Annotated in this window: 26 protein-coding genes; 17 read left to right on the forward strand and 9 right to left on the reverse strand. The window is 70.1% G+C overall.

Features of this window, described 5'->3' with window-relative positions; translation table 11 throughout:
• The first annotated feature begins 7 nt into the window (after positions 1-7).
• From dut to GPZ80_RS19935, 3 genes are all read left to right on the forward strand, one after another.
• Positions 8-484, forward strand: a complete 477-nt coding sequence (dut, locus tag GPZ80_RS19925) for a dUTP diphosphatase (protein ID WP_187222210.1) — start codon at positions 8-10, stop codon at positions 482-484.
• A complete protein-coding gene (locus GPZ80_RS19930; RefSeq protein ID WP_187222212.1) occupies positions 485-1,129 on the forward strand; it encodes a DUF3710 domain-containing protein in 645 nt (214 codons plus the stop codon).
• 145 nt (positions 1,130-1,274) lie between these two features.
• Positions 1,275-1,646, forward strand: a complete 372-nt coding sequence (locus GPZ80_RS19935; protein WP_187222213.1) for a single-stranded DNA-binding protein — start codon at positions 1,275-1,277, stop codon at positions 1,644-1,646.
• Positions 1,647-1,719: 73 nt separating this feature from the next.
• On the opposite strand, the gene GPZ80_RS19940 is transcribed toward GPZ80_RS19935, so the two are convergent.
• Both GPZ80_RS19940 and GPZ80_RS19945 read right to left on the reverse strand, forming a co-directional pair.
• Positions 1,720-2,004, reverse strand: coding sequence for a hypothetical protein (locus GPZ80_RS19940; protein ID WP_187222215.1), 285 nt, complete (start codon positions 2,002-2,004; stop codon positions 1,720-1,722).
• On the reverse strand, positions 2,001-2,750 hold the full coding sequence (locus tag GPZ80_RS19945; RefSeq protein WP_312880456.1) for an alpha/beta fold hydrolase: 750 nt from the start codon (positions 2,748-2,750) through the stop codon (positions 2,001-2,003). The genes GPZ80_RS19940 and GPZ80_RS19945 overlap by 4 nt, the downstream gene beginning before the upstream one ends.
• A gap of 64 nt (positions 2,751-2,814) precedes the next feature.
• Here GPZ80_RS19945 and GPZ80_RS19950 point away from each other — a divergent pair, with 64 nt between their 5' ends.
• The 3 genes from GPZ80_RS19950 (at position 2,815) to GPZ80_RS19960 (ending at position 5,017) form a co-directional block, all read left to right on the forward strand.
• A complete protein-coding gene (locus GPZ80_RS19950) occupies positions 2,815-3,192 on the forward strand; it encodes an OB-fold nucleic acid binding domain-containing protein (protein ID WP_187222217.1) in 378 nt (125 codons plus the stop codon).
• Complete coding sequence (locus GPZ80_RS19955) at positions 3,189-3,899, forward strand: DUF3159 domain-containing protein (RefSeq protein WP_187222219.1); 711 nt, start codon at positions 3,189-3,191, stop codon at positions 3,897-3,899. The genes GPZ80_RS19950 and GPZ80_RS19955 overlap by 4 nt, the downstream gene beginning before the upstream one ends.
• Positions 3,900-4,066: 167 nt before the next feature.
• The gene (locus GPZ80_RS19960; RefSeq protein WP_187222221.1) at positions 4,067-5,017 is read left to right on the forward strand and encodes an acyl-CoA desaturase; all 951 of its coding nucleotides are present in this window, start codon (positions 4,067-4,069) and stop codon (positions 5,015-5,017) included.
• A 50-nt stretch (positions 5,018-5,067) separates the two neighbouring features.
• Here GPZ80_RS19960 and GPZ80_RS19965 read toward each other — a convergent pair whose 3' ends face one another.
• Together GPZ80_RS19965 and GPZ80_RS19970 are read right to left on the reverse strand one after the other, a co-directional pair.
• Positions 5,068-5,724 carry a potassium channel family protein gene (locus tag GPZ80_RS19965; RefSeq protein ID WP_187222223.1) on the reverse strand — a complete coding sequence of 219 codons (657 nt, stop codon included), beginning with the start codon at positions 5,722-5,724 and terminating at the stop codon, positions 5,068-5,070.
• Positions 5,724-6,389 carry a potassium channel family protein gene (locus GPZ80_RS19970; RefSeq protein WP_187222225.1) on the reverse strand — a complete coding sequence of 222 codons (666 nt, stop codon included), beginning with the start codon at positions 6,387-6,389 and terminating at the stop codon, positions 5,724-5,726. Before GPZ80_RS19970 ends, GPZ80_RS19965 begins: the two co-directional genes overlap by 1 nt.
• Positions 6,390-6,512: 123 nt before the next feature.
• On the opposite strand from GPZ80_RS19970, the gene GPZ80_RS19975 reads away from it, so the two are divergent.
• Complete coding sequence (locus GPZ80_RS19975; protein WP_187222227.1) at positions 6,513-8,522, forward strand: APC family permease; 2,010 nt, start codon at positions 6,513-6,515, stop codon at positions 8,520-8,522.
• Positions 8,519-9,715, forward strand: coding sequence for a class I SAM-dependent RNA methyltransferase (locus GPZ80_RS19980; protein WP_187222229.1), 1,197 nt, complete (start codon positions 8,519-8,521; stop codon positions 9,713-9,715). The genes GPZ80_RS19975 and GPZ80_RS19980 overlap by 4 nt, the downstream gene beginning before the upstream one ends.
• Positions 9,716-9,754: 39 nt before the next feature.
• Here GPZ80_RS19980 and GPZ80_RS19985 read toward each other — a convergent pair whose 3' ends face one another.
• The 3 genes from GPZ80_RS19985 to GPZ80_RS19995 are packed head-to-tail and all read right to left on the reverse strand — an operon-like array spanning position 9,755 to position 12,124.
• Positions 9,755-10,528 carry an ESX secretion-associated protein EspG gene (locus GPZ80_RS19985; RefSeq protein WP_187222231.1) on the reverse strand — a complete coding sequence of 258 codons (774 nt, stop codon included), beginning with the start codon at positions 10,526-10,528 and terminating at the stop codon, positions 9,755-9,757.
• The gene (locus GPZ80_RS19990; RefSeq protein WP_187222233.1) at positions 10,521-11,699 is read right to left on the reverse strand and encodes a hypothetical protein; all 1,179 of its coding nucleotides are present in this window, start codon (positions 11,697-11,699) and stop codon (positions 10,521-10,523) included. Before GPZ80_RS19990 ends, GPZ80_RS19985 begins: the two co-directional genes overlap by 8 nt.
• The gene (locus GPZ80_RS19995; protein ID WP_187222235.1) at positions 11,696-12,124 is read right to left on the reverse strand and encodes a hypothetical protein; all 429 of its coding nucleotides are present in this window, start codon (positions 12,122-12,124) and stop codon (positions 11,696-11,698) included. Before GPZ80_RS19995 ends, GPZ80_RS19990 begins: the two co-directional genes overlap by 4 nt.
• 134 nt (positions 12,125-12,258) lie before the next feature.
• Between GPZ80_RS19995 and GPZ80_RS20000 the strand changes: the two genes are divergently transcribed.
• On the forward strand, positions 12,259-12,870 hold the full coding sequence (locus GPZ80_RS20000; RefSeq protein ID WP_187222237.1) for a TetR/AcrR family transcriptional regulator: 612 nt from the start codon (positions 12,259-12,261) through the stop codon (positions 12,868-12,870).
• A gap of 34 nt (positions 12,871-12,904) precedes the next feature.
• On the opposite strand, the gene GPZ80_RS33425 is transcribed toward GPZ80_RS20000, so the two are convergent.
• Entirely contained in the window at positions 12,905-13,816 is a 912-nt protein-coding gene (locus GPZ80_RS33425; protein WP_187222238.1) for a hypothetical protein, read from the reverse strand.
• A gap of 180 nt (positions 13,817-13,996) precedes the next feature.
• On the opposite strand from GPZ80_RS33425, the gene dxs reads away from it, so the two are divergent.
• The 7 genes from dxs to GPZ80_RS20040 all read left to right on the forward strand — a co-directional run bounded on the left by dxs (position 13,997) and on the right by GPZ80_RS20040 (position 19,662).
• Positions 13,997-15,916 carry a 1-deoxy-D-xylulose-5-phosphate synthase gene (dxs, locus tag GPZ80_RS20010; protein WP_187222240.1) on the forward strand — a complete coding sequence of 640 codons (1,920 nt, stop codon included), beginning with the start codon at positions 13,997-13,999 and terminating at the stop codon, positions 15,914-15,916.
• 92 nt (positions 15,917-16,008) lie between these two features.
• Positions 16,009-16,683, forward strand: a complete 675-nt coding sequence (locus GPZ80_RS20015) for a response regulator transcription factor (RefSeq protein WP_187222242.1) — start codon at positions 16,009-16,011, stop codon at positions 16,681-16,683.
• Entirely contained in the window at positions 16,680-17,810 is a 1,131-nt protein-coding gene (locus tag GPZ80_RS20020) for a sensor histidine kinase (RefSeq protein ID WP_187222244.1), read from the forward strand. The genes GPZ80_RS20015 and GPZ80_RS20020 overlap by 4 nt, the downstream gene beginning before the upstream one ends.
• Before the next feature lie 64 nt (positions 17,811-17,874).
• A complete protein-coding gene (locus GPZ80_RS20025; protein ID WP_187222245.1) occupies positions 17,875-18,534 on the forward strand; it encodes a hypothetical protein in 660 nt (219 codons plus the stop codon).
• 73 nt (positions 18,535-18,607) lie between these two features.
• A complete protein-coding gene (locus GPZ80_RS20030) occupies positions 18,608-18,892 on the forward strand; it encodes a type II toxin-antitoxin system Phd/YefM family antitoxin (RefSeq protein ID WP_187222248.1) in 285 nt (94 codons plus the stop codon).
• Positions 18,889-19,281, forward strand: a complete 393-nt coding sequence (locus GPZ80_RS20035) for a type II toxin-antitoxin system VapC family toxin (protein WP_187222250.1) — start codon at positions 18,889-18,891, stop codon at positions 19,279-19,281. The genes GPZ80_RS20030 and GPZ80_RS20035 overlap by 4 nt, the downstream gene beginning before the upstream one ends.
• A gap of 15 nt (positions 19,282-19,296) precedes the next feature.
• Positions 19,297-19,662 carry a hypothetical protein gene (locus GPZ80_RS20040; RefSeq protein WP_187222252.1) on the forward strand — a complete coding sequence of 122 codons (366 nt, stop codon included), beginning with the start codon at positions 19,297-19,299 and terminating at the stop codon, positions 19,660-19,662.
• A 27-nt stretch (positions 19,663-19,689) separates the two neighbouring features.
• Here the strand turns inward: GPZ80_RS20040 and GPZ80_RS20045 are convergent, their stop codons facing one another.
• Positions 19,690-20,496: a DUF72 domain-containing protein gene (locus GPZ80_RS20045; RefSeq protein ID WP_187222254.1), complete on the reverse strand. Its 807-nt coding sequence runs from the start codon at positions 20,494-20,496 to the stop codon at positions 19,690-19,692.
• Positions 20,497-20,666: 170 nt separating this feature from the next.
• Here GPZ80_RS20045 and GPZ80_RS20050 point away from each other — a divergent pair, with 170 nt between their 5' ends.
• Positions 20,667-21,326 (forward strand): VldE C-terminal domain-containing protein, encoded by a 660-nt coding sequence (locus GPZ80_RS20050; RefSeq protein WP_187222256.1) that lies wholly within the window; start codon positions 20,667-20,669, stop codon positions 21,324-21,326.
• The last annotated feature ends 45 nt before the right edge of the window (positions 21,327-21,371 follow it).

The raw sequence follows: 21,371 nt of genomic DNA on the forward strand, positions 1-21,371 counted from the left end.
GCCGCTCGTGCCCAGCGTGGAGGTCCTGCTCACCCGGATCGATCCGGACGTCCCCCTGCCGTCGTATGCCCGTCCGGGCGACGCGGGGGCCGACCTGGTGACGACCGTGGATGTCATCATCGCCCCGGGACAGCGGGTGACTGTCGGAACGGGCATCGCCATCGCCCTGCCCGAGGGGTTCGCCGGCTTCGTCCATCCGCGATCCGGGTTGGCCGCCAAGGCGGGGCTGAGCGTGGTGAACACGCCTGGCACGATCGACTCGGGATACCGCGGGGAGATCAAAGTCTGTTTGATCAACCACGACCTGACCACACCGATCAGCCTGCGACGCGGAGACCGGGTCGCGCAGCTGGTGGTGCAGCGGGTGGAGCACGCGGTGTTCCGCGAGGTGGACGAGCTGGGGGAGTCCCGGCGCGGCACCGCGGGATACGGGTCGACCGGGGGGCACCAGGTGCTCAGCGGCTCGGCGGGGACGGAGGACTAGGTGGGACTGTTCGGGCGCCGCAAGCGCACTGCCGAGGAACCGGCCGTTGTCGAAGAGGACTTCGACGACTATTCAGATGACTCTGATGCCTCTGACGACGAGCTCGTCGCCCGCGACGACGGGCCGTTCGACGAGTCCGAAGCCCCCGAGGACGACTTCCCCAGGCTCGACCTGGGATCGGTCCGCATCCCGGTGCCCGACGGCGCCCAGCTGCAGGTCGAGATGGACCCGAGCGGCCCCGTCCGGGCGGTGCACGTGCTCACCCCGGTCGGGCAGCTCACGCTGAACGCCTACGCTGCGCCCAAGTCCGGCGGCCTCTGGCGTGAGGTCTGCGGCGAACTGGCCGAACAGCTGCGCTCCGACGGCGCCACCGTCCGCAGCCAGGTTGGCGACTGGGGCCAGGAGCTGAGCGCGTCCCTCGGCGAGGTCGCCCTGCGCTTCGTCGGCGTCGACGGCCCCCGCTGGATGCTCCGCGGAGTCGTCGCGGGTCCCCCGGAACTGGCCGACACCAGCGCCGAAGCCCTGCGGGCCATGGTCCGCAGCACGGTCGTCGTGCGCGGCACCCAGCCGATGCCGGTCCGCACGCCGCTGCAGATCGACCTGCCGCAGGCCATCGCCGAGCACATCGCCCAAGCCGGCCAGTAGCACACCGGTCTGACACTTTCGCCCGCCCGGGCCTCGGCGGTCCACAGCTGCCGAGGCCGGGTCCACAGCTCCCGCACGCACTCTGCCGCCCCGCCCGCTTCCACGGGAATGTGGTCGGGACAGCAGCTGCGGAAGGAGCGGGAACGTGTACGAGACGGTTGTGACGATCGTGGGCTGGATCTGCGGCGAACTCATGCGCAGGCGCACTGGGGACGATGTCCAGGTGGTCAGCTTCCGAATGAGAGCCCAGGAGCGGCGCTACGACGCCGACACCGGCGAGTGGTCCGACGGTGAGCGGATGTTCCTGTCCGTCCACTGCTGGCGCACGCTGGGCCAGAACGTGGCGGCGTCACTGAAGCGTGGTGATCCGGTGGTCGTCACGGGCAGGCTGTACCACCGCGAACACCTGGCTGAGGGCAAGCAGCGCCTCAGCGTCGAACTGGACGCCAGATCGGTGGGACCGGACCTGTCCCGGTGCGCTGTGACGGTGAGCCGGGAGGAGACGGCGGCGGCATGAGGACGACACAGAACGTCGGCCTGGTATCGACCGAGTGCCTATGGAGACTTGGTCGACGTTCGGTGTCGTGCCGTTAGTCGGGCGGGATGTCGGTGACTGGCAACAGTTCCACCGTGGCGCCCGAGGCGGCCAGCAGGTGTGCCGCCGCGGCGCGGCGGGGGTCGGCGCGGTAGGTGGTCAAGCCGGACTCGTCGGTGAAGGACAGCAGGTGCACCTCGGTGCGCCCATCGAATGAGCGGAGTCTGCGGTCGATCCGGCCGCCGTGGTCGGAGAGGAGGGGAAGCACGGTCGACTCATAGGCGAGGAACGCTTCGAGGCCGCCCTCGGGGATGCGGGCCACGGCCACGTACTCGGTCATCCCTGGCTCGCCTTCAGCCATGCCAGCACGGTTGCCCGCCCCAGGGCTTCCGGGTCGACTCCGATGATCTCCAGGCGGGTCGTGCACAGGACGGCTTGAGGGAGGACGCGGGTCCAGGCGGTCGCGACCTCGATCGGGTGAATGGCGTCGTCCGTGCAGCCCGCCACGCCGCACGGGACGCTCAGCCCGGCCAGTTCGTCGAGGGTCGGGGCGAGGCGGTCGGCGGCGGTGTCCAGAGAGTCGGCCAGGGCGTCGCCGTAGCCGGTCCAGGCTCTAGTGAGTTCGGTGGCCAGCCAGGCGGGCACGTCGGCGACCGCGGCGGCGATGGCCGCCGTTGGGCCAAGTGACCGAACGGAGGCGGCGCTGTAGCGGGCGGCGACGGCCGCGGGCGCCGCTTCGGGCTTGCCGTGCCAGCCGGGCAGGGCCAGCAGCAGGCCCGCGCAGCGGTCGGGGTTGCGCAGGGCCCATTCGGCTGCCAGGTGGGCGCCCAGGGAGATGCCTCCGGCGATGATCGGCTCGTCCCGAGCGGCCTCGTCCAAGGCGGCCAGATGGGCGCTGACCAGGTCCGCTCCGGGAATCGGCGCGGGCAGGACCGCCTTGAGGCCGACCGCCGCCAGCGGCACGTCGAACACCGACCGCACGAACACGTCGTCCGAGCCGGTTCCGGGCAGCAGTACGGCGGTGCGGGCGCCAGTCGGCGGCTGGGTCACACTGACGCCTCGTTCCTTGTCCTGTCGGTACCCCACGCGGTTAACCTGATTGTGCATGGGTCGTTCGTCGGGGCCGACCCCACCACGGAAGCGGATTCACATGGGTACCAAGGGGGACGGTTATTGGCACCGTCTGGTCAAACGACTGACCACCGACGTGGACGTGCTCGACGCTGACGACCTGTCCGAGCAGGCTCAGGCGCATGGCGCGCGACGGGCGAGCGAGTGTTGCTCCGGCGACGAGGTCACCGTCCTGGGCAGGCTGCGCAGCGTCGAGCTGTGTCCGCGGGACGCGGTGGCCACGTTGGAGGCCGAACTGTTCGACGGGACCGAGGGCGTGACACTAGTCTGGCTCGGTCGTCGCCGGATCCCGGGGATCGAGCCGGGCCGCACGGTCAAGGCGAAGGGCCGGATCGCGGTCCGCGACGGCCGCAAGGTCCTGTACAACCCCTACTACGAGCTGCAGACCACCACATGACGCAACCGGCCCCTGAGGTCAACAAGCCCGCCGACGACGACCAGCCGATGCCCACCCTGCTGGAGCAGATGGGTGGAGTCAGCGGGCTGATCTATTCGTCCGTGCCGGTGCTGGTGTTCGTACTGGCGAACGCCCTGTTCGGCCTCACGGTCGGCATCTGGAGCGCCATCGGCGTGGCCGTGCTGATCACCGTCCTGCGCGTCGTGCGCAAGGAGGCGCTGCAGCCCGCCATCTCCGGCTTCTTCGGGGTCGCGATCGCCGCGTTCATCGCCAACCAGACCGGTTCCGCCAAGGGCTTCTTCCTCCTCGGCATCTGGACCAGCCTGGTCTACGGCGGGATCTTCCTACTGTCCGTGCTGGTCCGCAGGCCGCTTGTCGGCGTGATCTGGTCCCTGCTCAACGGGCTGGGCCAGTCCTGGCGCCAGGACAAGCCGTCCCGGCAGGCCTACGACATCGCGACACTCACTTTCGTCGCCGTGTTCGCCGCCCGCTACGTGGTGCAGAAGTGGCTCTACGACGAGGACCTCACCGGCTGGCTCGCCGTCGCCCGCCTCGCGATGGGCTACCCGCTCTTCGCCGTCGCGCTGGCCGTGACGGTGTGGGCCGTGCGCCGCGCCAAGCACCGCCAGGAACTGCGCGAGGCGACCGAGGAATCCGACGAGCAGGTCGAGGCCCGGTTGCGCGCCAAATACGGCGAGACCTCCTGACACCGACGCTGAACAGGCCACCACCCGCGGGGTGGTGGCCTGTTCCCGTATCCGGAGAAGTTTCTCTTCCGGCCATTCTGCGGAAGGCCGCCGTCGCGTAGACTTACGGTTACGTAACCGTAGGGACGTCTTGGGGGAGACGCCGGGAAATCCGAGGTAGCCAGCCAGTGACGACCACTCTCGAAGCCACACCGCCACCCGCCGCCCCCGGATCGAAACCCCTCACCGACCGCCGCAGAGGCTTCGCCGAGCAGGCCGCCGTCTACGCGTTCGTCGTGATCCCCTTCCTCGCCCTCGCCGCCGCGGTGCCGTTCGCCTGGGGCTGGGGTCTTGGCTGGGTCGACATCGCCCTCGCGGCCGCGTTCTACGTGATCAGCGGCCTCGGCGTGACCATCGGCTACCACCGCCTGTTCACCCACGGCTCGTTCCGGGCCAACCGGGGCCTCAAGATCGCGCTCGCCGTCGCCGGTCAGCTCTCGGCGCAGGGCTCGGTCATCGAGTGGGTCGCCGACCACCGCCGCCACCACGCGTTCTCCGACAAGGAGGGCGACCCGCACTCCCCGTGGCTCTTCGGCACCGGGCCGGTCGCCATCGCCCGCGGCTTCTGGCACTCGCACATCGGCTGGCTCTTCGACCGTGACTGCACGACCGTCGACCGCTTCGCCCCCGACCTGGTCGCCGACGCCGACCTCAAGGCCGTCGACCGGCTGTTCATCCTGCTCACGACCCTGTCGCTGGTCCTCCCGGCGGTGCTCGGCGGCCTGATCACCTGGTCCTGGTGGGGAGCGCTGACCGCGTTCTTCTGGGCGGGCCTGGTCCGCATCTCGCTGCTGCACCACGTGACTTGGTCGGTGAACTCGATCTGCCACATGATCGGCGAGCGCCCGTTCAAGTCCCGCGACAAGGCGTCCAACTTCTGGCCGCTGGCGATCCTGAGCTTCGGCGAGTCCTGGCACAACCTGCACCACGCCGACCCGACAAGCGCCCGCCATGGCGTGCTGCGCGGCCAGCTCGACATCTCGGCCCGCACGATCTGGATCTTCGAGAAGCTGGGCTGGGCCTCCAACGTCCGCTGGCCCACCCCCCAGCGCATCGAAAAGCTCCGAGTAGCCAAGTAAAGCCAGGACAAGCGAAAGGCCCGCACCGAGTGCGGGCCTTTCGTTGCGCGCTAGTGCCCCAGGGCTTTGCGGATCTCGTTCTCCACGTCCGCGGACGCCACGAACAGCAGTTCGTCGCCGCCTTCGAGGGAGTCGTCCGGCTGCGGCACGATGACCCGTCCGCCGCGCAGGATCGTGACCAGGGCGGCGTCGCGCGGCAGCTTGATCTCTCGCACCGCCCGCCCGGCCCACGGCGTGTCGTGCGGCAGGGTCATCTCGACCAGATTGGCCTGGCCCTGGCGCAGGGTCAGCAACTGCACCAGCCCGCCGACGCTCACCGCCTCCTCGACCATGGCCGCGAGCACCCGCGGGGTCGACACGGCGACGTCGACACCCCAGGCGGAGGTGAACAGCCACTCGTTGGACGGGTCGTTCACCCGAGCGACCACCCGCTTGACCGCGAAGACCGTCTTGGCCAGCAGCGAGACGACCAGGTTGACCTTGTCGTCGCCGGTGGCGGCGATGACGCAGTCGCACAGCTGGATGCCCGCGTCCTCCAGCGAGGCCAGCTCGCAGGCGTCGGCGAGGACCCACTCGGCCTGCTCGACCGTGTGCGGCTCGAACTGCTTGGCCTCCCGCTCGATGAGCATCACCTGGTGGTCGCCGCCGACCAGTTCGGCGGCGATGGAGCGGCCGACAGCGCCTGCTCCGGCGATCGCGACACGCATCAGTGACCCTCCTCCGGCGCCTGGGCGGCGGCCGTCGTGACGTCGGTGACCGTGCCGGAGAGCGCGGCGACATAGACCTGGTCGTCGGCCTGGATGACCGTCTTCGACTCGGCCAGCACACCGGTCCCGAACCGCATGATGAACGCGACCCGGCAGCCCGTGGCGCTCTGGAAGTCGCGCACCGTGCGGCCGACCCAGTCCTCGTGTACCGGCACCTGCAGCAGCGCGACCTTGCCCGACGGGTCCCGCCAGGCCGAGGCGACGCCGTCGGGCAGCAGCGTGCGCAGCAGCCGGTCGGTCGTCCACGGCACGGTGGCCACGGTCGGGATGCCGAGGCGCTCGTAGACCTCGGCGCGCTTGGGGTCGTAGATCCGGGCGACCACGTGGTCGACGCCGAAGGTCTCCCGGGCCACCCGGGCGGAGATGATGTTGGAGTTGTCGCCGCTGGACACCGCCGCGAAGGCGCCCGCGCGCTCGATGCCCGCCTCGATCATCACCTGGCGGTCGAAGCCGGGGCCCACCACCTGCTGGCCGTGGAAGTCGGCGCCGAGCCTGCGGAAGGCCTGCGCGTCCTTGTCGATCACGGCGACGGTGTGGTCCAGGCGCTCCAGCGCGTGGGCCATCGAGGCCCCCACACGGCCGCAGCCCATGATCACCACGTGCACGACCAGCCTCCTCGCGGATAAAACGCCCGAAACGGACGTCCGTCGAGCAGTCGGCGGACGCCACGGTTGAACCTACCGGTGCCTGGTCCGAATGTGTGATGGGACCGCCTACGCTGTGCACCCGTGTCCAAGTTCTCAACGGCGGTCAAGCGACTGCTCGTCGGACGGCCGTTCCGTAGTGACCGCCTGGCGCACACCCTGCTTCCGAAGCGCATCGCGCTGCCGGTGTTCGCCTCCGACCCCATGTCCAGCGTGGCGTACGCGCCCGAAGAGATCCTGCTGATGCTCTCGGTCGCGGGCGTCTCGGCGTACATGTTCACGCCGTGGATCGCGGTGATGGTCGCCCTCGTCATGATCGCCGTGGTCGCGTCCTACCGGCAGAACGTGCATGCCTACCCCTCCGGCGGCGGCGACTACGAGGTGGCCACCGTCAACCACGGCGACCGCTGGGGCCTGGTCGTGGCGAGTGCCCTGCTGGTCGACTACATCCTCACGGTCGCGGTCTCGATCGCCTCGGCAGCGGCGAACATCGGTTCCGTCGTGCCGTTCGTCGCCACCCACAAGGTCGAGTTCGCCGTCGGCGCCATCATCGTGCTCACCGCCATGAACCTGCGCGGCGTGCGCGAGTCCGGCGCGCTGTTCGCCATCCCGACCTACGCCTTCGTCGCGGGCATCCTCGCGATGGTCGTCTGGGGCGCGGTCCGCGTCTTCCTCATGGGCGACGACGTGCGGGCCGAGAGCGCGGACCTCCAACTCCTGGAGGAGGGCGACCACCTGACCGGCTTCGCCCTGGTGTTCCTCATCCTGCGCGCGTTCTCCTCCGGCAGCGCCGCGCTGACCGGCGTCGAGGCGATCAGCAACGGCGTCCCCGCCTTCCGCAAGCCGAAATCGCGCAATGCCGCCACGACCCTGCTGCTCATGGGTGTCCTCGCGATCACCATGTTCCTCGGGCTGATCATGCTCGCCATCGTCACCCGCGCGAAGCTCGCCGAGAACCCGGCGCACCAACTGGTCAACGCCCCCGCGGGCTACGAGCAGAAGACGCTCGTCGCGCAGCTGGCGAACGCGGTCTTCGGCGATTTCACCCCGGCGATCATCTACGTCATCTTCTTCACCGGCCTGATCCTGGTGCTCGCCGCGAACACCGCGTTCAACGGCTTCCCGGTGCTGGGTTCGATCCTCGCGCAGGACCGCTACCTGCCCCGGCAACTGCACACCCGCGGCGACCGGCTGGCCTTCTCCAACGGGATCATCTTCCTGTCGGCCTTCGCGGTGGTCCTCGTGATCGCCTTCGACGCCGAGGTCACCCGGCTCATCCAGCTCTACATCGTGGGTGTGTTCGTCTCGTTCGTGCTCAGCCAGAGCGGCATGGTGCGACACTGGAACCGCAAGCTCGCCACCGAGAAGGACCCGGCCGCGCGCAGGCGGATGCGGCGCTCCCAGATGATCAACGGGTTCGGCTTCGTGATGACCAGCGTGGTGCTGGTCATCGTGCTGATCACCAAGTTCCTCGCGGGCGCCTGGATCGCGATCGCGGCGATGGCCGCGTTCTACGCCCTGATGACCGGCATCCGCAAGCACTACGACCGGGTCAACCAGGAGCTCGCCAAGGCCGAGGGCGGCGCGCCGATCCTGCTTCCGTCGCGCATCCACTCGATCGTGCTGGTCTCGAAGCTGCACCTGCCGACGAAGCGCGCGCTCGCCTACGCCAGGGCGACCCGGCCGGACGTGCTCGAGGCGATCACCGTCAACGTCGACGACCTCGACACCAAACGGCTGGTCGTAGAGTGGGACAAGCAGAACTTCACGGTCCCGCTCAAGGTGATCGAGTCGCCCTACCGTGAAATCACCAAACCGGTGCTGGACTACGTCAAGCGGGTCCGAACCGACAACCCACGCGATGTGGTCACCGTGTTCATCCCCGAGTACGTGGTCGGGCACTGGTGGGAACAGTTCTTGCACAACCAGAGCGCCCTGCGGCTCAAGGGCAGGCTGTTGTTCCAGCCTGGCGTGATGGTGACCAGTGTGCCGTGGCAGTTGGCGTCCTCGGCGGGTGTGCACGTCGACGACGTGGTCGCGCCCGGCCTGGTGCGCCGCGGCCTGGCCGTCGACGAGGAGGAAGAACGCCGGTGACCGACTGGACGGGACGACGGGTCGAAGTGGAGGTCGGCGCGGTCGCGCACGGCGGCCACTGCGTCGCGCGGGCCGAGGGACGGGTCGTGTTCGTCCGGCACGCGCTGCCGGGGGAGCGCGTCATCGTCGCGATCACCGACGACAAGGGTGGCTCGTTCTGCCGCGGCGACGCGGTGGAGATCCTGACCGCGTCCCCCGCACGCGTCGAGCCGCCGTGTCCGCTGGCCCGGCCCGCGGGCTGCGGCGGCTGCGACTGGCAGCACGCCACGGGTGAGGAGCAGCGCAAGCTGAAGGCGGCTGTCGTCATGGAACAGCTGAAGCGGCTCGCCGGCCTCGACTGGGACGTCGAAGTCGAGGAACTGGCGGGCGGGCTGCTGCACTGGCGCACCCGCACCAGGCTCGCCGTCGACCGCCAGGGCCGCCCGGGCTTCCGCGCGCACCGCAGCCACAAGATCATCCCGGTCGAGCACTGCTACATCGCCGCGCCGGGCACCGTCGACCAGATCGTCGGCAAGAAGTGGAAGCCGCGCGCCGAGGTCGACGTCTCGGTCGACGCGAACGGCCGCACCCACATCAGCGAGATCTCCGAGGTGCGCCGGGAAACGGTGACCCGCCGGGTCTCCGGCTCCAAGGTCGCCGTCGAACGCGCCGCCCGCCGCGACTGGCGGCTCGACGCCCACGGCTTCTGGCAGGTCCACCCAGACGCGGCCGACATGCTGGCCGAGGTCGTGGCCCAGTGGTCGGGCGCCAAGCCCTCAGCGTGCGCGTGGGACCTGTACGCGGGCGTGGGGCTGTTCGCGGCCGTGCTGGCCGAGCAGGTCGGTTCGGAGGGGTCGGTCATCGCGGTCGAGTCCTCGCGCCGCGCGGCCGAGGACGGCGCCGACAACCTCAGCGACCTGCCCCAGGTCCGGGTGTTCGCGGGCATGGTCGAGCAGGTCCTGGTCGACGGCGACCTGCCCACCCCGGACGTGGTCGTGCTCGACCCGCCCCGCAAGGGCGCGGGCCGGGAGGTTGTGGACGCCATCGCGGCGCGGTCTCCCGAGCGCGTGATCTATGTGGCGTGCGACCCGGCCTCACTGGCTCGGGACGTGGCGTCCTTCGCTGGACACGGGTACCGGATGACCCGACTCCGCGCGTTCGACACGTTCCCGATGACACAGCACGTGGAGTGCGTGGCCCTCTTGGAGCGCTGACGTGTTGGCCCGCCCTGGATCAGGGCGGGCCAACACGTGTCACAGGGCGGTCAGCTCGCCCATGGTCTCGGTGATCCGGCTCCGCATGGCGGCCCGGTCCGCGGGCGCCACGGTGATCCATGGTCGCCCGTCGGCCCCGGCGGTGTTGATCGCCAGATAGCGCCCGTCGTCTGCGCGGTCGAACCACCGGGCCGCGAGCGCGCGCCGTCGCCTGCCGGACTCCCGCAGGTTGATTCCGATCTGGCCGCCCGCCGGGTGTGTTCCGCTCATCAGCTCCCGCAGCAGCGGAGCCCGGTCCTTGGGCTCCCATGGGCTCGTCTCCTCGGGAACCGCGCCCAGGGCGTCCGCCGCCATCGGCTCCGGTCGCCACGCGCCGGGTTTGCCTTCGGGCAGCTCATCGAGGGCGGCGTCGACGAGCCGCTGCGGCGGAATCACCTTCAGCGTCAACGTGCCGCCCGCGTGCGGGTCCGGGCCGGGTTCCTGTCGCAACAGGACCGTGAGCCCCTCGGTGCGGGCGGTGATCACCCGCACCGGGGACGCCAGGTTCTCGCCCGACAGCCACACTGAGTCGAGCCACTGCTCGGCCGCGGCCACCACGCGAAGTGCCCGTTCCAGCTCCGGATCGGGGGCGCTGACGTGGAACAGCCCACGGTCCCGCAGGCTGTCGCGCACCCGCAGCGCGATGGACACGCGGTCGCGGTCGGTCCGGCCGAAGCTGGGGACCTGCAGCGGGAACGGATAGTCGCCCAGGTTGAGCGTCTGCCAAACGTAGTCGAACTCGGTGGTGGTCAACGACCACGGCTGCTCAGACACCGATGATCGGCCTTGCGCACGGCTCATCGGAGGCGAACAGCCCGTCGTCCTTCTGCACGAACTTGCTCAAGCGCTCCTCGTCCTCGTCGCCTTGCCCCCGCGCGCCGCCGCCGCCGAACGGGCCGCCGAGCCCGCCCGCGCGCCCCGCCGCCCCACGGCCCGCGCCGATGCCACCTCGACCGGCGGGCCGCATGCCCGCCCCCGCGCCGAAACCGCCACCCAGCCTGCTGTCCACGCCGCTGCCGGACCCGCCTCCGGAGAGCCCGGAGGCGATCCCCGCCGCCGACCCGCCGCCGCCAGGGACTTGCCCGAACGAACTGGCCGACGTGCCTGCGGTGCCCGGACTCGTCGACGACACCGCCGTCGCGAACGCCGGTGTGGTCGCATCCACGTCGACGTAACCCTTGGAGTAGAAGCGTTCCATCACCTCGGCGCCGCGCTGCTGGGCCTGCTGCTGCTCGACGAACTGCTTGAAGACGTCGCCACCGCCGCCGACCGTCGCGCCCGCCGCGGCGCCCAGAGCCGCGCCCGCGGCGATTCCGGCCGGTCCCGCGGCGGCGCCCGCGATCGCACCGACCACGCCGCCGATGATGGCCCCCTCGGCCGCCACGACGAGCAGTCGCTGCCAGTTGAAGTCCTGCGGCTCCGGCAGGTTGATCTTCGCCAGATCCACCGCGGCCGCCGCCTGGTGGATCCGGATCCCCGTGCCGTCAACCGCCGCGCCGAACGCCGAACCCCACTGGGCGAAGGCGCTGCAGTACCCGTCGGCGGCCGCGGCGGCCGGACCGGTCCAGGTCTCGGCGACGGCCTCGGTCACCTCGCGGCGGAACGTCTCGAAGCTGTCGGCGATCTGACTGCCGAGCGCCTGCCAGGTCGCCCCGGTCTCGGCCATGGCGTCCGGGCTGATGGCGTCGAGCAGCGCGCGCATCTCCTCGAGCTGCCACGCCTGCCAGTTGTCGAGTTCGGCGATCGTCGGGGAGTCGTAGCCCGCGCCCGCCACGTCGGCCTGCTTGTCGCCTTGGGCCGCGAGCGCGTCGTGCCGGGCGCCGCTGTCCGCGGTGGCCGCGGCCTGCCCCTGCGCCTTCGCGTCACGTGCGCTCGGGCCGTCTGTGCCGACCAACGCGGACTGCACTTCCAGGACGGGGGCCAGCAGCTGTTCGACGGGGTTCACGCGCCAGTCCTCTCCGCCAGGGTCCGGAACTCGGTCGCGGCCGAGGAGTCGGTGTGGTCGTAGCCCGCGGCCGCGTTGTCGTAGCTCGCGCCGAGTCGGGTGAGCAGGTCGCGGGCCTGGGTGAGCAGGCTGATCAGCGAGTCGGGGCCGTCACCTGCCTTCGCCGTGAACTTGTGCGACAGCGACTCGCCGACCGCGCACTGGCCGAAGTTGTCCGTGCGCACCAGCGCCCGGGCCGTCTCCAAGGCACCGTCGATGCGGTGCACCTGGTCCCGGCAGGCCTTGGCGGCGCGCCGGGCGCCGTCGGGATCGACGCTGAACCGGTCCTTGTCCAGCAGCGTCTCGATCTGACTCTGTCGCCCGATCAGCTCGGCCAACGCGCCTGCCGAATCGGCGAAGGCCGGGTCGTTCGGTCCCCGCACCACTACCCCCAGATTATGCTCATCATCCGGATTACAGTCGCAACGTTACCGCTCGTGGTCGTCCCTTGGCGCGAAATGTCTCGAATGCGCCGGGTAGCCTCTCGACACTCGTAGATCGACCCAGTAGGGACACAGCAGTGACATCACGCCGACTGCCACGGGCCGAGCGGGCCGCGCAGACCCGTGAGGAACTGCTGGCCGCCGCCAAGCGGGTCTTCGCCCGGCGCGGGTACGCGGGCGCCTCGATCGCCGACATCGCGGAGGAAGCCGGCTACAGCCACGGCGCGGTGTACTCGAACTTCGAGAGCAAGCAGGACCTGTTCTTCGCCCTCTTCGCGGAGAGCACCGAAGACCGGGTCGCGGTGATCAAGGCCTTCTTCGCCGCCGCGGGCGGCACGTTCGCCGAGCGGGTCAAGATGCTCGCCGACGAGAGCACCCGCCAAGTCCACCTGGACCCAGACCGGTTCCTGCTGAACCTGGAGTTCTCGATCGTGGCCGCCCGCGACCCCGCGCTGCGCGCCAAATTCGCCGACCGGATCGAGTCGATCCCCCGGGCCGTCGCCGAGATCATCGCGGCCGAGCAGCGGGCGGGCCACATCCGGCCCGACGTCGACCCGATGGAACTGGCGATCGGCTTGCACGCGCTGAGCATCGGCCTGGGAATAGACCACTGGATCGTGCCCGGCGCCGTCCGCCCCGAGTTCTACGGCGAACTCGTCGGCTACATCATGTCGTCCATTACGACCTAGCGGGCTCGGATAGGCGTCGCTGTGAGCGGGCTGATCAGGGGCGGGGCGGTCCTGGGGGGCGTCCGGGGAAGCCGGGGCCGTTGGGCGGCGGGAAGCCTGGCTGGGGTGGGCGGTTGCCCATGGGCGGGTGGCCAGGTCCGGGCATGCCGCCGCCGGGGAACGGGCCGCCGGGACCGGCAGGGGGTGGTCCGGGCGGGACGGGGCCGGGCCCGCTGGGGCCGCCGGGTCCGGGAGGCATCGGCGGTCGGCCCGGCGCGGGCGGAACCGGTCCGGGACGCGCGGGACCACCGGGCGCAGGGCCGCCAGGGCCGGGGCCTGCCGGGCCGCCAGGGCCACCAGGTGCGGGGGTCGCAGGGCCGCCGGGGACTGCGGGCCCGGGAATCGCGGGACGGCTGGGTCCGGCAGGCGTGCCCGCGCCAGGTGTCTGACCAGCGGGAACAGGCGCACCCGGGACCGGGATCCCGCCCGCGGGCGTGTGCGCGGCCTGGGTCTCCGCCGACACGGCGGGCGGCATGCCCGCCCGTGTCCGCAGCCAGTCCGGAATGTGTTCGTCCGATCGGGGGAAGAATCGCAGCTCGTCCATGAACCCGATCGGCGGCGGCACGCGGCGCCACGTGGGTTCGATGTCCGGCTCGAATTCGACCGCGAAACCGCCCGGCGGCTCGATCTCGTAGACCGCGACCAACCAGGTCCCCCGACCCGGCCGGTACATCCCGCCGCGCAGCCGGGCGAAGCCGGAGACCACCTCGGTCGGCGGGCGGATCGCGTGTTCCTGCCCGTCATGGGCGGTGATCGTCAGGTCGACCTCGACGTGGCGGCCCGCCGAGCGGTACTCGGCGCGGATTTTCTGCCAGTGCTGGCCCGCGACGCGCACCATCGCCCGGCCGACGTCCTTCGTCAGCCGATTCTGTTCGGCCGGATCCATCACCGGCTGCGGTTCCGTCATCGTTCCCCCACCACAGATCCCCCATACGTGCGTGCGGAACCATACCGGGCGTGTGGGGTCGGTGTGCACGTTCGGTGATGATCGCGTGGATGTGTGCGACGCCTCCGGCGAGCACACGGACGCCCCTCGTAGACTGGATGCCGCAGGAACAGCCGACTAGGACGACGAGGTGACCACGCGGTGACGCTGCTGGAGTCCGTGCACGAACCGGCTGATCTGACCGGATTGACGCCGGAGGAGCTCGATCGCCTCTCCATCGAGATCCGCGCCTTCCTCGTCGACAAGGTCACCAAGACCGGCGGCCACCTGGGCCCCAACCTGGGCGTTGTCGAGCTGACGATCGCGTTGCACCGGGTGTTCGACTCCCCGCGGGACACGCTGATCTTCGACGTCGGCCACCAGGCGTACGTCCACAAGATCCTCACCGGCCGCCGCGACGGCTTCGACGACCTGCGCCAGCAGGGCGGCATCTCCGGCTACCCGTGCCGCGGCGAGAGCGAGCACGACCACGTCGAGAACAGCCACGCCTCGGCGGCGCTGTCCTATGCCGACGGTCTAGCGAAGGCCTACGAGCTGCGCGGCGAGCGCCGCAGCGCCGTGGTCGTCGTCGGCGACGGCGCGCTGACCGGCGGTATGTGCTGGGAGGCGCTCAACAACATCGCCGCCGGCACCGACCGCTCGGTCGTCATCGTGGTCAACGACAACGGCCGCTCCTACTCGCCCACCATCGGCGGTGTCGCCGACCACCTCGCCGCGCTGCGGCTGCGCCCCGGCTACGAGCGGGCGCTGGAGGAGGGCAAGCGGGTCCTGCAGGGCACGCCGGTCGTCGGAAAGCCGCTCTACGCGGCGCTGCACGCGGCCAAGCGCGGCATCAAGGACGCGCTGAGCCCGCAGGCCATGTTCGAAGACCTCGGCATGAAGTACATCGGCCCGGTCGACGGCCACGACTTCGAGTCGCTGGAGTCGTCCCTGCGCCGCGCGAAGGACTTCGGCGGGCCGGTCATCGTGCACGCCGTGACCCGCAAGGGCAACGGCTACCCGCTGGCCGAGAACGACGAACTCGACCAGATGCACCAGACCGACCCGATCGACCCGGTCACCGGCAAGCCCCGAAAGTCCAAGGGCACCGTGTGGACGTCGGTGTTCGCCGACGAACTGGCCAAAATCGGCGCCGAGCGCGAGGACGTCGTCGCCATCACCGCGGCCATGCTGCGGTCCACCGGCCTGGCGCCGTTCGCCGAGCGGTTCCCGGAGCGCTGCTTCGACGTGGGCATCGCCGAGCAGCACGCGATCACCTCGGCGGCAGGGATGGCCATGGCTGGCCTGCACCCGGTCGTCGCCATCTACTCGACGTTCCTCAACCGCGCGTTCGACCAGCTCCTGATGGACGTCGCGCTGCACAAGCAGCCGGTCACCGTGGTCCTGGACCGCGCGGGCATCACCGGCCCGGACGGCGCGAGCCACCACGGCATGTGGGACCTGTCGATCCTCGGGGTGATCCCCGGCATCCACATCGCCGCCCCCCGCGACGCCCTCACCTTGCGCGAGGAACTGCGCGAGGCCGTGGCGATCGACGACGGCCCGTCGGTCCTGCGTTTCCCGAAGGCCACCGTCGGCGAAGACATCCTGGCCGTCGAACGCGTCGGCCCGGTCGACATCCTCCGCCGAGGCGAGACGTCGGACGTGCTGCTGGTGACGGTCGGTTCGTTCGCGGAACTGGGCTTGGCCGCCGCCGACCGCTTGGCCGACCAGGGCATCGGCGTGACGGTGGTCGACCCGCGCTGGGTCGCCCCCGTCCCCCGCGAACTGGTCGACCTGGCCGCCAAGCACCGCCTGGTGGTGACGGTCGAGGACAGCGGCAGGCACGGCGGCTTCGGCTGGTCCCTCGCGGCCCTGCTGCGCGACAGCGACGTGGACGTTCCCCTGCGCGACCTGGGCATCCCGAACGAATTCCACGCCCACGGCTCCCGCGACGAGGTCCTGGTCAGGCTGGGTCTGACCGCCCAGGACGTGGCCCGACGGGTCACGGGTTGGGCCTCGGACCTGATCGGCGGCAATGACCAGGAGAGCGCCGAACAGGTCGACAGGGCATTGCCCTAACCCGCCAGACCACAGAGAAGCACCCCCACAAAACGAGAAGCCACGAAGCACCCACAGCACCGGGTCCACAGTGGTGTGGCACCGTTGTACCCGTGCGGATCCTGATCGTTGAAGATGAACCAGCGCTGGCCGAGGCGATCGCCCGTGGCCTGCGACGTGAAGGCATGGCGGTCGATGTCGCCCTGAACGGGGACGACGGCCACGAGAAATCCAGCTTCACCCGCTACGACGTGGTGGTGCTCGACCGTGACCTCCCCGGCATGCACGGCGACGAGCTGTGCCGGGAGATCGTGGCGTCCGGCGCACTCACGCGGGTGCTCATGCTGACCGCCAGCGACGCCGTGGAAGACCGGGTCGAGGGCCTTTCCCTGGGCGCCGACGACTACCTCGCCAAGCCCTTCGCCTTCCCTGAGCTCGTGGCCCGCGTGCGCGCCCTGGCCCGGCGGGCGACCCCGGTGACGCCGCCGGTGCTCGTCGCCGGTGACGTCGAACTGGACCCGGCGCGGCGGACCGTGTCGCGAGCCGGGCAGCCGATCGAGCTGACCCGCAAGGAGTTCGGCGTCCTGGAGGTCCTGCTCGCCGCCCGTGGGTCCGTGGTCAGCAGCGAGGAACTCCTGGAGCGGGTCTGGGACGAGAACGCCGACCCGTTCACCACGACCGTCCGCGTCACCGTCATGACGCTGCGGAAGAAGCTCGGTGAGCCCGGTGTGATCGACACCGTCGTCGGGTCGGGCTACCGCGTGCCCTCCTCCGCGGGCAATCAATGACCGGACGCCGCCGCGGCCTGGGGCTGCGCGCGAGGATCACGCTGCTCACCACCGGGCTCGTGGCGGCGGTCAGCGGGTTGCTCCTGTGGCTGGGTTGGCTGCTCGCCGGCGGTGTGGTGGCCTCGGTGCCGTCGCTGCCTGAGGGTTCGACGGTTGTCGTCGGCGGTGTCCGGGTCCGCGCCGACCAGCTCGCGGAGGCCCTCGCTGAGAACGCCCGCGAGCGGGTGCTGCTCGCGGGCTCCGTCGCTTTCGTCTGTGTGGTCGTCGCGACCGCCCTGCTCGCCTGGGTGATCACCGGGCGCGTCCTGCGGCCCCTGCGGGAGGTCACCGCGACCGCGCAGCGCCTTTCGGTGGAGTCCCTCGGCGCGCGCATCGGTCACCGCGGCGCCCGCGACGAGGTCGCCGAGCTCGCCGACACCTTCGACGCGATGCTCGACCGGCTGCAGGCCGCGTTCTCGTCGCAGCGCCAGTTCGTCGCCAACGCCAGCCACGAGCTGCGGACCCCGCTCGCGGTGATCCGCACCGAACTCGACGTCACCCTGGCCGACCCCGACGCCGACGAGGCCGAACTGCGCCGCATGGCCGAGGTGGTCCGCTCCGCGACCCTGCGCGCGGGCGAGTTGGTCGAGGCCCTGCTCGTCCTGGCCCGCACCGACGGTCTCGGCGTCAACGTGACCGGCCCTGTCGACCTCTCGACGGTCATCGCGGCCGCGTGGCGGTCCGCCCGCGTGGAGGCGGAAAGCCGTGGGGTGCGGGCCACTTTCCACGAGTCCGGCGCCCGGGTCGCGGGCGACGCCGCCCTGCTCGAACGGGTCGCGGGGAACCTGCTGGAGAACGCCGTACGGCACAACGTCGACGGCGGCTGGATCGACGTCCGCACCGCCTGCGGTCCACAGTGGACAATGCTGACCGTGTCGTCCTCCGGTCAGGTCGTGGAATCGGAGCGGGTGGCCGAACTGTTCGAACCGTTCCGCCGCGGCGGGGTCGACCGGACAGCGCACACGGGCACGGGTCTGGGGCTGTCGATCGTGCGTGCCGTCGCCCGCGCCCACGGCGGCCATGTCACCGCGGAACCCGTGCCGGGCGGCGGTTTGAGCGTCACCGTGCACCTGCCGTCCCCGCCCTGAATCAGGGACGAACCCCGGGACATCCTGGATGTGCCCCGGTCGGTGTCCGGCCACGCTTGGGGCCATGGGGAATCCGAAACGATGGCGCCAGGGCGCCTTGTGGCTGCACGTGATCACGTCCGTCGGCTGGATGAGCCAGGCGTTGACCCTGTTCACCCTGCTGACCGTGAGTCTCACGACCAGTGACGCGGCCATCCGGCTCAGCGCCACGACCATGGCCCACACACTCGACAACGCCCTGCTCGCGCCCATGGCCAACGCCTCGGCATTCACCGGGCTCATGCTCTCGGCCTCGACCGCTTGGGGCTTCTACCGGCACTGGTGGGTGCTGGGCAAACTGGTGATCACGTTGGCGCAGCTCTATTTGGGAATCTTCATCTTGTCCGGCGCCTTGGGCGACGCGGCGACCGCGGCCAAGGCGGGCGACCCCACCCCGACCCCGGTGGCCCTGGCGGCGGGAACGGCCCTGATGGCGGGCGCGATCGCCTTCCAGGCCTGGCTTTCGGTGGCCAAGCCGTGGAACCGCACACCGTGGACCCCGGAACGCCCGCCGAAACTCCCCACCGCGCCGACATGGGTCTTCGCGGCGATCGTGATCGTCCCGTTGTTCGACATCGCCCTGAGCGTCTGGACGGGTCGGCCGCTGCCCGCGTTGTCGCTCGTGGTGCTCACGGCGTGGCTGATCACCCGCCAGGTCCGCCGACCCGTCAGTGCCGCCCGATGAAGTCGAGCACGCGCCGCTTCAGCGGAGTAGCACACCTGTAGCGCATTGCGCAGATAGTTGCTACGGTAGTGGTATGAGTCAGGTCATCGGCCAGCGCGAACTCCGCAACGACAACGCGGAGATCATGCGGCGGGTCGAGTCCGGCGAGCGTTTCACCGTCACCCGCAACGGCAAGCCGGTGGCCGACCTCGTCCCGCACCAATCTGAGCGAGCGGCGAAGCGGCGCACCTTGGGTGAGGCGCAGGCGGCGTTCCGTGGGCTCCCTCCGATGGACGCGCAGCGCTGGCGTCGTGAACGCGAAGCCGATGACCAAGTCTTCGGTTCCGATGATCCCGCCGACGACGCGTGGTCTCGATGATCAGTGTCCTGCTGGACACCTGCGTGATCATCGACCTCGACCGAGTGGACTTGGGCGACAACGCCTCGGCCACCGCGTTCGTCAGCGCTGTCACGATCGCCGAACTGGCCTATGGCCTCGATGTCGATGACCCGGTCGAACGCAACGCCCGAACGGAGCGCTACTACGCCACCCTCGAGCAATTCGACGTGCTGCCGTTCGACATCCCGGCGGCGAAGCTTTATGGAACGATGGCGGCCCTGGTCAAACGCTCCGGGCGGAACCTACGACTGCGACGGATGGACCTTCGGATCGCCGCGACCGCGGCGGCGAACGGGTTGCCGCTGCTCACCAGGAATGCGACCGACTCCCATGGCCTGGAGCGGGTTCTCGACGTGATCTCGATCTGAGCGGGGGGCTGCGCCGTGGGTGTCTACGTCTCGGTCAGAGGGTGGCTGGAGTGCGACGACAAGCAGTTCGAGGCGATCCGGGCGATCATCGCCGCTCATGAGGACGGCCACTATTCCGGAGGTTGGGGCAGGCCGGGCAGGCCGGTGGGCTGGGCGAAGTATGTCTTCTACTGCGCCGACATTCGCTGGCAAGCGGTTGGCTGGTTTCTCGGCCAGGTCCGCGAGATCGCACGGATCCCGCCTTCCAACGACGACAACGATCTGGTGCGTGGCCTGTTCTTCCTCTCCCATGAAATCGAGGGGATGAGCGAGTGGCAGGTCCGCGGAGGCGAAGTCCACATCACGGCGGGCGACGAGCGGCATCGCTACCTGGACGAATAGCCGCTTGGCTCAACGGATCAGGGCTGGTCACAGCCGTTCGATGAGTCCCTTCGCGTCGTAGGGGGCACGGACTTTCACGTCGTTGTCGAAATACACGAACACGTCCCCCTTCTTCCGCCACCGCTTGACCTTCTTCGCCCACTCGTCCAGCGCCCTGTCCGTGTAGCCACTGGTGTACAGCTCCTCATCCCCGTGCAGCCGCACGTACATGAACTCCGTCGTCACCTCGTCGAACAGTGGCCAGCGTCCCGCCGTGTCCGCGACCACGAGGGCGATCTGCTTGTCCCGCAACAACTCCACGAACTCCGACCGCGGGTAGTCCGGGTTGCGGACCTCCAGCGCGTACCGCAGCGGGCGGTCCGTGTCGGTCTCCGTCCACGCGCGACCGTCCAAACGGGAGTCATGGGACTTGGCGAGCTTCGCGGCAGCCTTGGTTGTCCTTGGCAGCTCATCGAAGAAGCCCGCGAACAGGTCGCGGTCCCAGCGGAAGTTCTCCGGCAGCTGCCACAGGATCGGGCCTAGTTTCTCCTCCAGCGCCAACACCCCGGAGGCGAAGAAGTTCGCCAGCGTCGTGTCCGAGTCCTTGAGGCGCTTCATGTGGGTGATGAACCGGGGGCCCTTGACCGAGAACACGAAGCCCGACGGTGTCTCGTCCCGCCACCGCTGGTAGCTCTCGGGACGCTGCAACGAGTAGAACGACCCGTTGATCTCGATCGACGATACCTGCCGCGACAGGTATTCCAACTCGCGCTTCTGGGTGAGGCCCTTGGGGTAGAACGTCCCCCGCCAGGGCGGGTAAAGCCACCCGGACGTTCCGATTCGCACCTCGCTCATGGGTGATCAGCCAACCACGAACCGCGATACCTGCTGGCCACAGCGTCAAGCCTACCTGCGGAAATGTGGCAGCCGACACCCTGGCGAGACATTTCCGTGGCCGTTTCGTTACGTTGCCTCGGGCTCGAAAGAGCCTGCCCCGTCCCCGACGCATTGCGGTGATCCACGATATGGCAGGTCGACATAGCAACAAGGCCGCGAACTGGCACCTGCCGGTCGCGCTCGCCGTCACCACCGGCGCGGTGCTCGCGGCCACAGCCTGGGTCGCGGGCAGCGACCCGGATGTGCAGAACGCCAGCGCCGCCATGGTCATGGCCGCGCCGGTGACGACCACGTCGACCACCACGACCACGACCACCGTCGCCCCCACGACGACGACCACCACCCCTCCACCGGCCCCGGTCACGACTACTCCGCCCCCGGTCGCCACCACCACGGTGAAGACGACCACCCCGCCGCCACCCCCGGCCACGTCATGCTCGACGAAGCTGGACGGCGCGCAGCCGCACGTGGCGCAGGTCGGCAACCACGTCGCCGCCAAGTTCGGCGTCGACGACATCGGCGGCGCGGCGGGCCGCAGCGGCACCAGCGACCACCCCGAGGGCCTCGCCCTGGACTTCATGGTCGACACGGCGAAAGGCAATGCCATCGCCGACTACATCCTGGCCAACCGCCGGGCCTTCGCCGTCACCTACGTGATCTGGCGCCAGCGCTACAACGACGGCAGCGGCTGGACGACGATGGAGGACCGCGGCGGCGCCACGGCCAACCACTACGACCACGTCCACGTGTCCTTCAGGGCCGGCGCGAAGGTCTCTGTTACTTGCTAGCGCGCTTGAGATAACCAAAGCGCCCCTGGTGTCTAGTAGGAGACA

It is taken from the genome of Actinokineospora xionganensis (genome assembly GCF_014323725.1).
Classification (GTDB): domain Bacteria; phylum Actinomycetota; class Actinomycetes; order Mycobacteriales; family Pseudonocardiaceae; genus Actinokineospora; species Actinokineospora xionganensis.

Coding starts and splice junctions, on each gene's coding strand:
- GPZ80_RS19940 (WP_187222215.1), bottom strand. CDS start 2,004: ATGACCGAGTACGTGGCCGTGGCCCGCATCCCCGAGGGCGGCCTCGAA.
- GPZ80_RS19950 (WP_187222217.1), top strand. CDS start 2,815: ATGGGTACCAAGGGGGACGGTTATTGGCACCGTCTGGTCAAACGACTG.
- GPZ80_RS19955 (WP_187222219.1), top strand. CDS start 3,189: ATGACGCAACCGGCCCCTGAGGTCAACAAGCCCGCCGACGACGACCAG.
- GPZ80_RS19965 (WP_187222223.1), bottom strand. CDS start 5,724: ATGCGTGTCGCGATCGCCGGAGCAGGCGCTGTCGGCCGCTCCATCGCC.
- GPZ80_RS33425 (WP_187222238.1), bottom strand. CDS start 13,816: ATGACGGAACCGCAGCCGGTGATGGATCCGGCCGAACAGAATCGGCTG.
- GPZ80_RS20020 (WP_187222244.1), top strand. CDS start 16,680: ATGACCGGACGCCGCCGCGGCCTGGGGCTGCGCGCGAGGATCACGCTG.
- GPZ80_RS20025 (WP_187222245.1), top strand. CDS start 17,875: ATGGGGAATCCGAAACGATGGCGCCAGGGCGCCTTGTGGCTGCACGTG.
- GPZ80_RS20030 (WP_187222248.1), top strand. CDS start 18,608: ATGAGTCAGGTCATCGGCCAGCGCGAACTCCGCAACGACAACGCGGAG.
- GPZ80_RS20035 (WP_187222250.1), top strand. CDS start 18,889: ATGATCAGTGTCCTGCTGGACACCTGCGTGATCATCGACCTCGACCGA.
- GPZ80_RS20045 (WP_187222254.1), bottom strand. CDS start 20,496: ATGAGCGAGGTGCGAATCGGAACGTCCGGGTGGCTTTACCCGCCCTGG.
- GPZ80_RS20050 (WP_187222256.1), top strand. CDS start 20,667: ATGGCAGGTCGACATAGCAACAAGGCCGCGAACTGGCACCTGCCGGTC.